Origin of the sequence: Allocoprobacillus halotolerans, from assembly GCF_024399475.1 — a bacterium.
GTDB classification, from domain to species: domain Bacteria; phylum Bacillota_I; class Bacilli_A; order Erysipelotrichales; family Coprobacillaceae; genus Allocoprobacillus; species Allocoprobacillus halotolerans.
In genome coordinates this window covers 157,772-172,483 of sequence record NZ_CP101620.1, presented here as the reverse complement: position 1 = coordinate 172,483, position 14,712 = coordinate 157,772, and the positions used below count along the sequence as shown (strand labels likewise).

Annotated in this window: 15 protein-coding genes and 1 pseudogene; all 16 read right to left on the bottom strand. The window is 33.6% G+C overall.

What is annotated here, in order from left to right:
* Nucleotides 1-2: 2 nt before the first annotated feature.
* The 16 genes and pseudogenes from NMU03_RS01085 to NMU03_RS01015 all read right to left on the bottom strand — a co-directional run bounded on the left by NMU03_RS01085 (nucleotide 3) and on the right by NMU03_RS01015 (nucleotide 14,596).
* Complete coding sequence (locus NMU03_RS01085; protein WP_290140545.1) at nucleotides 3-551, bottom strand: PcfB family protein; 549 nt, start codon at nucleotides 549-551, stop codon at nucleotides 3-5.
* Nucleotides 545-727, bottom strand: a complete 183-nt coding sequence (locus NMU03_RS01080; RefSeq protein WP_290140543.1) for a hypothetical protein — start codon at nucleotides 725-727, stop codon at nucleotides 545-547. The genes NMU03_RS01085 and NMU03_RS01080 overlap by 7 nt, the downstream gene beginning before the upstream one ends.
* Nucleotides 728-989: 262 nt before the next feature.
* Nucleotides 990-1,562: a DUF3800 domain-containing protein gene (locus tag NMU03_RS01075; protein ID WP_290140541.1), complete on the bottom strand. Its 573-nt coding sequence runs from the start codon at nucleotides 1,560-1,562 to the stop codon at nucleotides 990-992.
* A gap of 52 nt (nucleotides 1,563-1,614) precedes the next feature.
* Nucleotides 1,615-2,490, bottom strand: a complete 876-nt coding sequence (locus tag NMU03_RS01070; RefSeq protein ID WP_435372920.1) for a hypothetical protein — start codon at nucleotides 2,488-2,490, stop codon at nucleotides 1,615-1,617.
* Nucleotides 2,491-2,508: 18 nt separating this feature from the next.
* Nucleotides 2,509-2,715 (bottom strand): annotated as a pseudogene (locus NMU03_RS17950) (relaxase/mobilization nuclease domain-containing protein); the annotation flags it as partial.
* 237 nt (nucleotides 2,716-2,952) lie between these two features.
* Nucleotides 2,953-3,306 (bottom strand): plasmid mobilization protein, encoded by a 354-nt coding sequence (locus tag NMU03_RS01065; RefSeq protein WP_087305513.1) that lies wholly within the window; start codon nucleotides 3,304-3,306, stop codon nucleotides 2,953-2,955.
* A 108-nt stretch (nucleotides 3,307-3,414) separates the two neighbouring features.
* A complete protein-coding gene (locus NMU03_RS01060) occupies nucleotides 3,415-3,618 on the bottom strand; it encodes a hypothetical protein (RefSeq protein WP_087305510.1) in 204 nt (67 codons plus the stop codon).
* 54 nt (nucleotides 3,619-3,672) lie between these two features.
* Complete coding sequence (locus NMU03_RS01055) at nucleotides 3,673-3,870, bottom strand: DpnD/PcfM family protein (RefSeq protein WP_087305508.1); 198 nt, start codon at nucleotides 3,868-3,870, stop codon at nucleotides 3,673-3,675.
* Between the two features lie 155 nt (nucleotides 3,871-4,025).
* Complete coding sequence (locus NMU03_RS01050; RefSeq protein ID WP_290140538.1) at nucleotides 4,026-4,481, bottom strand: hypothetical protein; 456 nt, start codon at nucleotides 4,479-4,481, stop codon at nucleotides 4,026-4,028.
* 100 nt (nucleotides 4,482-4,581) lie between these two features.
* Nucleotides 4,582-4,893, bottom strand: coding sequence for a toprim domain-containing protein (locus NMU03_RS01045; protein WP_290140537.1), 312 nt, complete (start codon nucleotides 4,891-4,893; stop codon nucleotides 4,582-4,584).
* 14 nt (nucleotides 4,894-4,907) lie between these two features.
* The gene (locus tag NMU03_RS01040; RefSeq protein ID WP_290140536.1) at nucleotides 4,908-5,522 is read right to left on the bottom strand and encodes a DUF3991 domain-containing protein; all 615 of its coding nucleotides are present in this window, start codon (nucleotides 5,520-5,522) and stop codon (nucleotides 4,908-4,910) included.
* Nucleotides 5,500-5,811 (bottom strand): hypothetical protein, encoded by a 312-nt coding sequence (locus NMU03_RS01035; protein WP_290140535.1) that lies wholly within the window; start codon nucleotides 5,809-5,811, stop codon nucleotides 5,500-5,502. Before NMU03_RS01035 ends, NMU03_RS01040 begins: the two co-directional genes overlap by 23 nt.
* A 186-nt stretch (nucleotides 5,812-5,997) precedes the next feature.
* The gene (locus tag NMU03_RS01030; RefSeq protein WP_290140534.1) at nucleotides 5,998-6,204 is read right to left on the bottom strand and encodes a hypothetical protein; all 207 of its coding nucleotides are present in this window, start codon (nucleotides 6,202-6,204) and stop codon (nucleotides 5,998-6,000) included.
* Nucleotides 6,205-6,321: 117 nt separating this feature from the next.
* The gene (locus NMU03_RS01025; RefSeq protein WP_290140533.1) at nucleotides 6,322-13,125 is read right to left on the bottom strand and encodes a helicase-like domain-containing protein; all 6,804 of its coding nucleotides are present in this window, start codon (nucleotides 13,123-13,125) and stop codon (nucleotides 6,322-6,324) included.
* Nucleotides 13,107-14,075 (bottom strand): hypothetical protein, encoded by a 969-nt coding sequence (locus tag NMU03_RS17945; RefSeq protein ID WP_290140532.1) that lies wholly within the window; start codon nucleotides 14,073-14,075, stop codon nucleotides 13,107-13,109. Before NMU03_RS17945 ends, NMU03_RS01025 begins: the two co-directional genes overlap by 19 nt.
* Nucleotides 14,072-14,596, bottom strand: a complete 525-nt coding sequence (locus tag NMU03_RS01015; RefSeq protein ID WP_290140531.1) for a hypothetical protein — start codon at nucleotides 14,594-14,596, stop codon at nucleotides 14,072-14,074. Before NMU03_RS01015 ends, NMU03_RS17945 begins: the two co-directional genes overlap by 4 nt.
* Nucleotides 14,597-14,712: the final 116 nt, after the last annotated feature.

The following is a 14,712-nucleotide window of genomic DNA, read 5'->3' as shown; positions in this document are numbered from 1 at the left end:
ATTTATCTCTCCTTTGTTTTTTTATTTTTTGATTTGTTTCTTTGTTTTGAACGTCCTGATTTTTTATGCGACATCTTGTATTCATTGAGTTTAGCTCGAACAGAAGGACGTTCAGTATTTTCTTGCATTGAGATATGCTCGAACGGATTGTCTTTTGTTTTCTCTGTCCAAGCTTTCTTCGGGTTTATATCACTGTTTTCCTTTCTGTTTTTCTGTTCCTTGTTTTTTGTTGAAGCCATTAGCTTGTGAACAAGATCATCATGTTCTTTGTCATTGAGAATAGGAACATCTTTCAGTGGGTTTTGTCTTTCATTGAGGATTGAATTTCGAATAGCGTTGGTATCGATGGTTGCTAATTCATACTTGTCAACAATTCTGCTTATCTTCGCAGCATCTTCAGCACGAACCATGATGTCACAGATACCATCAGTGTTGTTTTTTTCTTTGAGCACAGAATATAGAACTCCATAACGTTTGGCTTCTTCACAGAAAGTTTTTAAATCCTTATGTCTTATGGCAAAGACTTTTAATTCTTTGCCAGACTTTAACATGGAATTAAGTCTAGCCTTTCCTTTGATTTTTTTCTGTCTGTCAAAATAGCATAAAGCGTTGCCGCCAAAGATTTAGATGCCATACCACCAGCTTTGACTGCCACATTAGCAGCAACTTCAATGCCCTGTAAAGTCATTCGTGTCATTTGATCGGCAGTTTCTCCACCTGTTGCCATTGTTTTCACACTCCTTTAATTTTGAATTGATTGGAAATATTTAGAAATGCAAAAAAGCGATGAAATGAATCATCGCTTTAGAAATAGAATTGATTAAATTGTATAGAAAAAGGTATGGCTCCGCATCAATCTGCACATCCAACCTCGAGCGGTCAGAAAACCATACCTATAAGAGTATACTCTCTTTCTAAGAAGAATATACCATGAATATTGAATAATGTCAATATTATTCTATATATTAGTTGACATATTATTCTATATATTAGTTGACTTCATAGTAATTGGATAATAAATAATACAGTGTACTTTCTTTTCTATCTATATGAAGACGAATAACACTACATATATTATCTATAAACTGCAATCCAAATTCTAAACGAGAATCCTGTTGGATAATTGACAAAACATTATGATTAAGTTTGATAGAATTTATGATTTTTTCTTCAAAGTCTTTTTTATTAAATGTGTCGAAAATAATATCTATTTGTTCATCGATATTTAAAACGATATTATTTAGAAGTTGTAAATAGATTCGTTCTTTAATATCTTGATTAAATTTATTGCCATCTTTTTTATATACGCTATAAATTACAGAGTAGTTTAAAGAATCGATATGTTCGAGCATACAAACTTTTATTTTCTGATATTCCTTATCCAACTGAACTGATTTAAATTCTGTAAACAGTTTTTCCTTTTTCTTGGGAGGGATTGGGAAATTTTTTACCTTCTTTTTAAACCTTTTAAAAGCATCATCAGTTTTTGACTTTGATTCAGTCAACAACCCAGCAACTATAAAGTAATCTTTGCACTCTGTTTCATCAACAAATAATATCATTGTATATTCTCCTTTTTCTATTTCTGTAAATAGTCTTTTCATATTCTATCAGTTATCTGTTAACATTTCTATATTCTTTGTTGATTTTTGTATCTTTTTGATTGTCGTTCACCGATTTAATAATACTTTTCATTTTTAGTGAACGATCTTTTATCCTCTCATAAAGCACCACCTCCTTTCGTAGTGATTTGATTTGTTCTGTCATGGTTTCAACGTCTTGTTGAAGTAATGTTTTTGATTCTGCATTGCGACAGCGTTTAATTTTTCCATACACACATTTACGTTCATTCTCAAGCGAACGCTTTTGTGTATTTGTTTTCTCAAGGCAGGATTCTAATTCTTCTATAGTGTTGATATTCTTCTTTGCAAGAAATGTAACCTCCTCAGTAATCTGATCCAGTTTCAATAAATCTTGTTTAAGATAGTAATGTACTTTTGGAGCAGGTCTTTGATGAGGAATCACCCCAAGGATAAACATGTAATGTACATATAATGCTTTGAAGCCAGTCAGTTTTCTTGCTTTGTTTAAATCACCTTTATAGTAGTATTTCTTTGGTGATATATGGGCAGGTGATTCAAACTGTGCATAGCGACGTTCATATAAACGTTGTTCAATAATGCTCATATCATAGCGTCCGTCTTTTGTTAGTTTATGCAAGCGAAAGGCTCTTTCACCACCTTGTGGCTTGAGTGAAATATATTTTCCTTCACGAATGGAGTATCCCATATCCTTTAATGCCTTTAGGAATTGTTTTTTAGTGGTTGATTTAGAAATTGCATATTCAACATCCTCAACAACTAGACTTCGTTTTGTTGGTCGGTTTTCTTTTTCTGCTTTCCATTCTGCATAATGACGAGAGTGACTACTTTTATCTTCAATGACTGAAAGCTGATACTTTTCACAAAGTGCATCGGATACCTCTCTCATTCTTTTATAGGTAGCTTTATTATCGTAATAACGTTTGCCATCTTTAAAAGATACAGAGTTGATTACGAAATGATTATGGTAATGATGTTTATCAATATGTGTTGATACGAGGACTTCAAAGCGATCGCCCCATAAAATATTGGCAAGTTCAATACCAATCTGATGTGCAGTTTCAGCATCAACTTCATCGGGCTTGAATGACTGATAGCCATGAAAGGCAAGAATGCCATCTTCTTTGCTGTATGTTTTTTTGTTAGGACCATATCCTCAAAGGCAGTGGAAAGATGAGTGTTGATTCCAGTAACATATAATTGCTTTTCTGTTTTCATATCCTGAGTTGTATAATGGATACTTTGAGAAAGTACATTGAACTGAAAGTCAATGTCATCAAGAGTGTCAGTCTTTTCTGGATTGCTGGTATAGTCAAGCACACGTTTAAGATGATTTTTTACTGGCCATATTTTAGTTGTTGCCATCATCAACAGCCTTTCTAGGGAGAAGAACATCAGTTCTGATTTGTACAATATTTTTATGAAGATCATCTAGAGCATATCTCATTTTATGGTAATCTATATTTCCAGTTTTGTTGGCTATGATGCAGAGCTGATTAAGATTGTTTCCAATCATTCGCAGTTGCTTTATCATATCATAAAAATCTTTCTTTGGTTTTGATGGCGGTTCATAACCGGCAATGAGCAGACGGATATATCCTTCTCTTTTATAACCTGTCTGCTGTACTTTTTCGTTGAGTGAATTCAATTCCTTGTCATTAAGATGAATGATCACTCGATGAGGTCTTTTTCTGTTTTCTGCCATTGGCAATTCTCCTTTCAGTAGTAGGGGTCTTAGGGTGAAACCCTAACAAGCGAATGAGGTGGGCAACCGAATTCAGTGCTTGCTAGTATACAGGACACTCTTGGAGTGTCAGTTGTTATTAATTGTATTCTTAGGTTGATAAAAATCATTGATTGCAGTCTGAAGCTTATCCTGTTCATTCTTGAATGTATATAATCTTTTCAAATCTGTGTTTATTGAGGATAGCTCATGTTCTATTTTTTCTTTTTCACTTAGCTTTTTTTGCTTTAATGCTTCCAGTTTATTAATTGATTTTTGTACTCTTGAATCCATTTTTTATTCACTTCCTTTCAGTTTTCATAACAAAAAAGAGAGATAAAAGTGCACTTATCTCTCATCATGATTCATTATTCTTGTTTCTTTTATGACATGAAAATCTGTATCAACATAGTCATTTTCGTTTAAAATGATGTCTTCATTTTTATATCTTTCCTTGACTTTTTGTTCAGCTTCTTCACGGGAATTAGCCGAAACAGTAATCTGTTTTTGCAAAGTTTCAGTAATTTCAACAAGATATTTTTTCATAGATATTCACTCCTTTAACATAATGAAATAGCCATTGTCTCATGGACGAATGGCTAAAAAATAGACAGATTCATTTTTAAATGCTTGAAAGTTATATGGATCATTGAATGATATTTTTGATTTCATAAAAAGATGAATAGAAAAGATGATACAATTTATGAACATTTCTTTAATTGTTTTTGACGATATTCATCAACTTCTTCTTTGCTTATAATACCGTTATCAATAAGTGGTTGAATGCATTCATCAGATTGCATTATTAAATCTACAGCATCATCACTTAATGAACAGATGAATTTAGGCATTTCATTGTTTTTAATATAGTAATGTATAATTGTCCCAGAAGCTACTATTCCACAAATATCTGGACAGTCGGGAACTTTCATTGGTTCATGACATGGACGGACTATTGAAATCTCATCATTAAGATATGCATCTATCGCAAAGAGAGTATAGTCATCAATCTTTGCTGGAAGTTTTTCAAAAATGTTCATCTTCAATGAAACAATTCCAGCTAGTTTTGTATCAGATTCATTGGCAAGATAGTAATAATCAATAACATCATCTTTCTGTTCCTTTAGTATAATGGTCAATATTTTTATATTATCCATCAGTAAATCACCTCATCATTATTATGCAATATTTTTATTTGAAAAGGAATTGTACAAAATTAAAATTTGCATATTTTTAGAAAAATCTTCTGCCATTGACTTATCTTTCCATGTCAATATGAAATACTTTGGTCTGCAGTTCTTGATTAACATCTTTATATTTTTGTGGTGAGCAGTCAATGATTTTATACTGATTTTTTAAATGATATTGAATTTTTTTGACAGTATCCTTTCCAGCTTTATCATTATCCATATGAAGAAATATGGAAATGATTTCATTGTTATTTAAAAAATGATTAAGAGCTACAGGTATTTCAGTATCATGAATATTTTTTCCAATGAGGGTTGCTCCATCTATGGAAAGGTAATTATTGTTAAGATAATCTTTTTTATTTCCTTTTAGAATCGTCATATATGATAGCAAATCTATAGCAGATTCAAAGACATGCAGCTGATGATTATGCTCATTTTTAATGCAGAAACTGTATGCTTTATTACTTCCTGGAATGTTTTTTTCATATCAGAATCTATTGAGCGTGTGCTTGCAAATTTAGGCATATGGCTTTCATCATATCCAACAAATACAACAGCATGATCATGTGCTGATTCATAGATGAGTTTTTTCTTGATGCAATAATCTACTATGCTCTTATCGAGCTTTCGTTCATTGACAAGATAGCTGATAATCTTGTTGTCATTTTCGTAACGATAGGGGAGACGAAAATGATAGCTTGATCTATTTTGTTGAATAACTTTTGTTGGAGGCTGTTTATCAATCAGATCCTTTAGATATAATGCAGCATCTAAAAATTCCATACCTTCTACTTTAATGAGATATTGAAGTGCAGTTCGTCCTCCAATGTTCTGTGCCCACCAGCACCATAGACCATTGCTTATATGAAGTGAACCATGAGTGCGAGTCACATAATCATTTCTGCTCTTTTTAACAAGTTCCTGCGGTTCATAATTTTTGAGATAGGTTAGAAGGTCAAGCTCCTTGATTCTTGCGAGATCTTTTTTACTGATGAATCTTTTTGCCATTGTTAAGCTCCTTGCTATAACATTGATAGAGAAGATACAGAGCATCGATATATTCCATTTCTTCAACGAAAACAAGATACTGGATGGCTGTTTTGCCATTAAGATGATGTGATTTCCATGCCCATCTATTCTTATAAATTGTAAGACCATTATGCGTAATTGAATCATAATGGCTCTTATTTTTGATAATTGAATTTGGTTCGTATTGCTTTAAATATGACAGTAAATCAATTGTCTTGATCTGTATAACATGTTCGACTGGTATCTTTTTTATAAGTTTTGTATTCATGTTTGATTTCTCCTATATAAAAAAACAACAACAAAAGATTTTTCGTTGCTGTTAAGATAATATTGATATTTGATCTAATGAAATAATAGATTCATATTCAAAAAAGGAAAACGTTACTGATGTCATTGAAATAAAAAGAAGTAATGCAATTATTTGACATTACTTCTGTAGAGAATTCTTTATTGTTTATTCAAATGTCATTGTTCTAACAATATGTTTTGCTAACCATCTAGGACCTTTATGAGCTAAAGGACTGCCATCAGAAAAATCAGTTAAACGTAGCTTTCTATCAGCAATGCTGTTTGCTTCTTTTTCTGAAATCTTACCATTAGAAAATTTAATCAACGCTTGAATAAAATCCAATCTAAGAAATTCATTTCTTGTTGTATTCATCTACGTCCAACTCCTTTCAATTTCCTTTTTAATTATAATCTTATTTTACAATAAATTCTATATTGATGATATTATATCATTTTATACTATATTTATATCTTATATCAATTTGAAAATTTATCTTTCATGATTGATAGTCTTATCTTGAATGATTACTGATGATTCCTCTAAAGGGATTGTTTCTTTATTATTTTGATTTCCTATATCTAGCTCTTTGTTCAGTATAGCTAAACGAGATGACTTATCCTGCAGTTCCTGTTCTTTTTCAAATGGTCGAATAACTTCTTCCTTTGCATTATGAAATTGTTGTTCTACAGTTGTCAGAAGGCTTCTTTCTGTCTCTAACTTTTTTGCAATTGAACTGATCTGATTATCGATTCTTGTAATGTTTCCGTAAACATCATTTCCTAGATCTATCATGTATGTTCCGTTTTTCTTTAATGTCAATTGATGATAGGAATGAAACTGGTCATAAGAAAGGTGTAATTCAAAGCCACGATATTCACCAATCAGTTTTTGATTCGATGATTTATCTTTCTCACATAAGATCAGCAATGCTTTTCCTGCAGTTTCCTTTTCCAAGTAAAAATGATTCTGTAATGTCATTCCACTAAATTCCTCAACAGGTGAAGTGCTGTCCAGATCTTTTTGATAGTCATTGATTTTTTCCTTGATGGAGGCAATTTTCATTGGGTAATACTTAATAATTTTATCTTCCAAATCATATTTTTCGCTTAGATAATTAGCTTTTGCTAGTTTCAATCTATTGACTTGTATGTCGAGATCCATCTTTTCCTTTATCTTTGGATTTCCACTTGCGAGGGCTTTGATTTCAGCATAGCTTAACGTAACTTCATCTATATCTTCTGCTGAGCGGACAGGACTCTTTGATGTCTGTATCTGTGAAATAAACTTTTGCTTACTTTCTATAAGCTGGTATAAATAACTATCAAATGTCTGTTCCGTTACATATCTATAGATTTCTACATCACTGTTTGTATTCCCCTGACGGATAATTCTTCCTGATCTTTGCTCCAGATCGCTTGGTCTCCAAGGACAATCGAGGTCATGAGAAGCTATCAGTAAATCTTGGACATTCGTACCAGCACCCATTTTAGCAGTAGATCCAAGCAATATACGAACACTTCCTTGTCTTACTTTTGAGAAGAGTTCTTTCTTTTTTGTATCTGTTGCAGCATCATGAATATAAGCAATCTCATTGGGTGGAATGCCATGTTCAATAAGTTTTTTATAGATGTCATCATAAACATTTGTGTATGGAATATTTACATTTTGTTCTAACTTTTCTAGAAATGCTTTAGATGTTTTTTGAGGAGTAGACATGTCACAGAAAATCAGTTGAGTAGACTTTTTATCTTTGGTTTCCTCATAGATGCGAATGACATTATCAATACATGCATTGACCTTGCTATGAGGGTTGTTGTCAAGGGTTGGATCAATGAGTCTTTGATCGAGTGCAAGTTTTCTTCCGTCATTGGTAATCTTTAGCATATTGTCCACCGTTGGATCGATATTTTCATTACGTATGGCTTCAGCTCTTTTTGCAAATTCAGCAACGATTTCTTTCTGTTCCTCACTTGGTTTGACTGCAATATTGTGATAATGAGCAGTTGGAGTAGGGAGATTAAGCATATCTGCTGTCTTGATATCTGCTACTTCTTTGAACATATTAATCAGTTCTGGCAGGTTGAAGAATTTTGCAAATCTTGTTTTCATTCTGTAACCAGTTCCTTCAGGTGCTAATTCAATAGCTGTTACTGTTTCGCCAAATGTACTTGCCCAGCTATCAAAATGCTCCAGTCCATGTTCCTTTAATGTATTGTACTGGAGGTAACGCTGTATTGTGTACATTTCCGTCATGGAGTTGGATATAGGAGTACCTGTTGCAAAGACAACACCTTTGCCACCTGTGATTTCATCAAGATACTGACATTTCATGAACATATCGGAAGATTTTTGAGCCTCTGTTTGGGTTAGACCTGCAACATTTCTCATCTTGGTATAAAGGAAAAGATTCTTATAGTTATGGCTTTCGTCAACAAATAATCTATCAATGCCAAGCTCCTCGAAGTAGATAACATCATCTTTTCTTTCATCATTGTTTAGCTTTTCGAGCCTTTTCTTTAACCCTTTTTTAGTTCTTTCCAATTGTTTGACTGAGAATCTTTCACCACCATTTGCCTTGAGGTCCTGAATGCCGTTTGTTATGCTTTCGATTTGATCTTCAATGAGTTTACGTTGTCTTTCTACAGAGATAGGAATTTTTTCAAACTGTGAATGTCCAATGATAACTGCATCCCATTCACCAGTAGCAATACGTGAACAGAACGTCTTTCGTTTGCTTTTTTCAAAATCCCTTTTTGTTGTTACAAGAATATTTGCACTTGGATAGAGTCTTAGAAATTCAGAACCCCATTGTTCAATTAAATGGTTTGGTACAACGAACATTGCTTTTTGAGATAACCCAAGACGTTTTAATTCCATACACGCAGCAATCATTTCAAAAGATTTCCCTGCTCCAACTACGTGAGCAAGAAGTGTATTTCCACCATAAAGGATGTGAGCAATCGCATCTTTTTGATGCTTTCTCAAACTAATTTCATTGTTCATGTTTGGAAATTCCAGATGATCTCCGTTGTACTCACGAGGACGAATGGAATTGAATAGTTCATTATATCTTTTTACAAGATGTTCTCTACGATCGTAATCTTTCCATATCCAGTTGGTGAATGCTTCCTTGATAGCTTCTTGCTTTTGTTGGGCAATCATCGTTTCTTTTTTATTAAGAATAGCGACTTTCTTGCCTTCATCATCATATTCGTAATCGTAGATTTTTGTTGTCTTTAAATTAAGGCAGTCTTCCAACAGACGATACGCATTCGCTCGATGTGTCCCATACGTTTTTTCGGCTTTGGCATTGCCTCTATCCCAGTTCTTGTTCGATATATTCCAGTTTCCAGTAGCTTTTGAATAGGTAATATTGATTCTTGATTGAACAAAAGTGGAGGTCGATAGAAGTTCATGCATGAAATCTTCATAGATATTTTCAGGTATCCACGTTGCTCCAAGCCTTACTTCAATCTCTGAAGCGGACAGTTCATCAGGCATAGCCTGTTTTAATGCATCAATATTTTCTTGATAGATAGGATTGATGGAAACTGCCATCTCTGCTACTTTCAATTTTTGGCGAATATTGCCACTCAAATATTCATCAGCAGTGACATAGACTTCATTGTTATCATCAATGTCAGGAATTTGATAGATGACACCCTTTAAATCTTCTACCATTTTCTCTTTATCAAATCCTGTCAGCTGATTCATGTAATCAAAATCTATCTTTGCTTTTTCGGCTAGTGAAATCATAAGTGCTTCATTGGAAGTTTCAACACTTTCAACAGGAACATGTTTACGGATTGTACGTTTAGAAAACATATCGGCTTTTGACTTAAGCGTACCATCCTCATTTAAGTTTTCCAGCGAACACAAAAGATAGTAGGAACTGTCATCACGGAAAGCTAAACTATTTCCACGGGAATTGATGAGTCCATATTTTTCTGTGAATGCATCATAAAGGATATTTAGTCTTTTCTGTTCGTTTTCAATGACTAGCTCTTCAAAATCTTCTTTCTGATAGTTGATAAGATTACGTACACAGTCACGAATTTCTATCATGCCGGTAATACGATTGCTTGCAGTTTCAGTCAGTTCCATTTTCGTCATAATGCTGTTTTCTCTGAAATAGATATCACCATCAATGAGCGTGTAGCTGAAGTTTTTTACTGTTGGATCTGCAGGTATCGTCACTATTTCTTCATTGGAATCTTCAATGACGTTATCGTCGAAGATGATCTGATCCATCTTACCTTGGATATTTGAAACAGCTTTTTCAAGTGAATCCTTCAATGGAATATCATCAAAAGGAACAACGGTCAATTCATCACGTCCATACATTGACTTTGACATTTCAAAGTTTCCCAGTACCATGTCCGGATGGTTCTGGAAATAGGCATTATAGACAAAACCATTTGCATCCTCTTGTGTATATAGCCATGGTTCATCAACCACCATCGGTCTTTCACGTTTCTTCAAAAACAGGATATCACTGACCGCTTTGGTGTTTGCACTTTCTTTGAAAGCCGTATTAGGAAGTCTGATTGCTCCAAGCAGTTCAGCATGTTCGGATATATATTTTCTGACAGAAGAATTAGCTTTGTCCAACGTGTATTTCGATGTTACGAAGGCAATGATACCACCAGTTCTTACTTTATCCAGTGTCTTTGCAAAATAGTAATCATGGATATTGAAATTAAGTTTATTATATCTTTTATCAGATACCTTGAACTGTCCAAATGGAACGTTACTGATGGCAACATCGAAGAAACTGTCCGGAAGATTTGTGTTTTCGTATCCATCTATCGTGATATTGGCTTTCTGATACAGTTGTTTAGCAATTCGTCCTGTGATTGAATCCAGTTCGATTCCATACAATTTCGAATTCTGCATTTGTTGAGGGAGTCTTCCCAAGAAGTTACCAGTCCCGCAGGCTGGCTCCAGTATATTTCCATACTTGAATCCAAGATTGTTCAAAGTAGAATAGATGGAATCAATCACAATAGGTGGAGTATAGAAGGCTGTTAATGTAGACTCTCTTGCCTGTGTATATTCTTCATCATTAAGTAGTGATTTCAATTCTGTATATTCATTTGCCCAGTTCGATTTTGTAGAATCGAATACATCAGAAAGTCCACCCCAGCCAACATATTTAGCAAGGATTTCCTGTTCATCTTTATTTGCCAGACGATTTTCTTTTTCCAAAGAAAAAAGCAGCCTGATAGCTGCAATGTTATTTCTATATCTTTCTTTAGGAGTTCCTGCTCCAAGATGTTCATCTTCAATGTGATAGTTTACTGGCTCTTTTTGAGATTTTTTCTGTTCAGCTTGATTGTTAAGCTCTTGAATAATGTTATTGTTATCAAATTTATGAGAATTTTTGATAGAATTGGTAAGATTATGTACATCTGCATAATCTATAAGTTTGTCGTAAGGCATACTTGAATAGATGATTTCTCCATTATCATTATAATCCACATAATACGTACCGATTTTTTCATCATTCATGTAAATTTGTTCAGATTCTAGATAATAGTCTTTATCCTTAATATTTTGTAACCATGTTAAGGCATACTGAAGCATATCGTTTTGTATGAATTCATTTGAATCATTATCAGTATTAAATTCAACATTGAGTAGAGGATTGCTGTAATAGATAGGGCTAATTGCCTTATCAGTGGAATCATAGAAAAACTTCATATGCGGTTCAGTTATCTCGATACCATTAAGTTCATACCAGTGATACATTTCAATGATTTTCTCATCACTATTATAGAAAATAGTAAGAGGATGTTCTTCACTGTTTTTCGAATAAAATGTCATCATGTAGGACTGAACATCTAAAATGTTTGGTACAAGTTCGTATAGTGCATTATAAAGTTCTGATGTTTCCTGAACAGGTAATGTCGAAATATCATTATAGACCTTATCAATAAGATGATCTATAACCTTTTCTCTGAAAACATCATTGGTTGTATAAAGATTATAGATAGCTTCATCTGTCATGTTTATAGATGTCATGATGTCAATCATAGTTTCTCGAATCAGCAACTCTGCCTCATGTACATCTGTATCACGATTTCTTAATCGAGGGTAGTATTCACTTCGTTGAATCCTATCAATAAATACAGGAATATATTCATCAAGAAGCTGTTGTTCGCTAGTTTTATGATTATCTTCTTCGATTGCAACTAGTAATTTATCATTAAGTGGGTTTTCCTTTAAAAGAGATTTGAATTCTTCTCTTGATAGGTAATCAATAAATAAAGGAAATTCATCACTTTGGATAGCAATCTGATTTCCATCTTCGATGATGGTGTATTCATCAATTCCTTTATAAAAGGTATCTCCTACTTTCCAACGATAGTCTTTCTTGACATTTTCATCTGGACTGTTTTCTACGACAACACCTATTGGTTCATGATTTAACATTTTACGTTCGTATTCAAGCTGTTGTTCCATCTGCTCATGGAGAAACTCTGGATAGTGTTCCATTTCATCCTTGCTAAGATAACGATTGGCAGCAACAAGCTCACTGATTCTTTTAGCAATCTTTTTCCAGTTAAGGGTTATCTTTATTTCTTCTTTGCCTATCTGTCGGCTTCTAGAAAATTTGATTCCTCTGCTGTCGTAATTTATATCAATCAGTCCTACTACTGGAGCAAAACCACCAATTCCATATTCTTCTTTTAAAAACAGGGCATTTTCATTGACTGAATGTTTTTTGAGCATTTGCTGATAGATTCTGTATTTCCCATTTTCAAAACCACTGCCACGAACAAGAGCACGGTCTATTTCCTCTTGAGAAAAATAAATACCGTTTTTGAGCTGTTCCTCATTTTCATATATAGCTGTTTGCTGTTCTTCAATAGTTGGAATTTGAACACTAGGATCAAAATAGCGTGATAGAATCATGCCGTCTATTTCGCTTTCTACAAGGGACCAACTGTAATCACTAGATGCTTTCTGATCATCATACGGTCCCATGTAGATATGCAGATGCTCATTCTCTTTCTTGAATCCAAGAATGACACCATCCACTTCCATTTCTACAATCTGGTCAGGATAAAAGTCCTTTATGAACTGTATACGCTTTTGTCTATCTTGTTCATTGCTTAAAAATTCAATAATTTCGGTAGAGTTTTTTCTGAACTCATTTTTATATGAAAACAGATAATAGTCTACATTTCTATTCATTAATCCTTTTTCATAGGTCAGTTGAATAGGAGTCATGCCTTTCTGTCTAGAATATAGATATTCGTCGTTCTCAATTAATTTTGCGACTTCCAATTGAAGCTGAAAGAAAGATAAATGAGATTTGGATTTTTTGTTTTGCCAGCTACCAGCCCATACATTAAGCCCGTTACCATCTTTCTTGTAACCAATATAAGAGTAGTCATTTTTTCTGGACGTCGGAATGTTTCCACTAGAGTATCATCATAACATTCTGCAAGATAATCAGCACGTTCCTTATCGTCCGTATGTTCCATAAAGAACTGTTGAATTTCTTCACGAGAATGTTGAAGTGAAACATCTTCACGTAATAACGCAGGTAAATCCTGCAAATCAAAAGGTGGTAAAGCATTTTTTATTTCTTCACCACCTAATCCTAAATCTAATTGTAGATTATCTCTGCTAAGATTATTTCCTCGGCTTGTTCTTTTAGATTGTCCATATGTTGTACCCATTCCATCTGATGAGTTTCCTTGTCTGGAGCTGGCTGTTTCTTCAGCAATTCCTCCATCAAAATTTCCATTTTTTGTACTGCTTCCTGATTGACTGTTTTTAAATGTTTGTTCAGTTTGTTCTTCGCTTTCAATGCGAGAAGATGTGCCGGATAGTTTGTTTTGAGGTAATTGTATCTCATCCTTGCGTATCGGCTGTTGAAGATTGGTTCTTCTGCTTTCAGATTTGGCATTAGATAATCTCCCACTTGATTGTACGTCAATTCTTTCATGTATATCGCTCCTTTCGTTGTTTACACCTCTATTTTGTATCATTTGTTTGGACTGTTCAAATGTACGAATCATAATTTCTTTTGCTTTTGCAGAAATATCATTCATGCCTATTTCACATAGGTCACGACTTGCTGTTCCAAGCTGCATGATCATGTCAATGGAATTGAAATCTTTTATAGCATAGAAATCTTCAGCAGTAAAGTAATCATTAACATTCAATCCACTTCTATGAATAATCTCGAATGCTATGGAATTTGTTAATAATGATTTAAATTCAATCATGATTTCATGTTCTTCCATATGTTCAAGTTCGCTGTCTTTTCGAAATTTGAGTAGGGAGAAAAGTAATTTTGTATATTTTCTTCAGCAATGATAGATGACATTTCAATGATTGCATGTCCTAGTTCTATAGAAAAATTCATATTCCCATACTTATTTTCAAGCATATGGATATATTCTAATTCATCTTTTATTTCTACTCTCCATAGATGGAGAGGCTTAAAGCTGGGACTGCGGGTATCCTTGATATCAAATACATATCTTAAGGTGTTATCATCATTTAAAAGAGCAATACCTTTAGAGCCTTTGCGTATCCATCGACTATGTTTTTCATTCCATGTTTCAAAAGATGCACATGCTTTCGCATCTGGCTTTTGAGTATAAATTAAAAGTTGATCAGCAAAATCGTATTTAAACATATAAGCTGATGTTTTTAAGAATGCCATCCAATTATAAGGTGACTTGGAAAGATTCTCAGCTTGTTCATGTAGAAGCTCATGAATATATTCATATTTTGTTTTCAATGTTGAACCTCCTCTCGTTTGTATATAAAAAGAGATTCCTAAAAAATTGGAATCTCTTATGTTGTAAATCTATACGTATTGTAAAGTATTACTTTTATCTAATAAATTAGTATTTA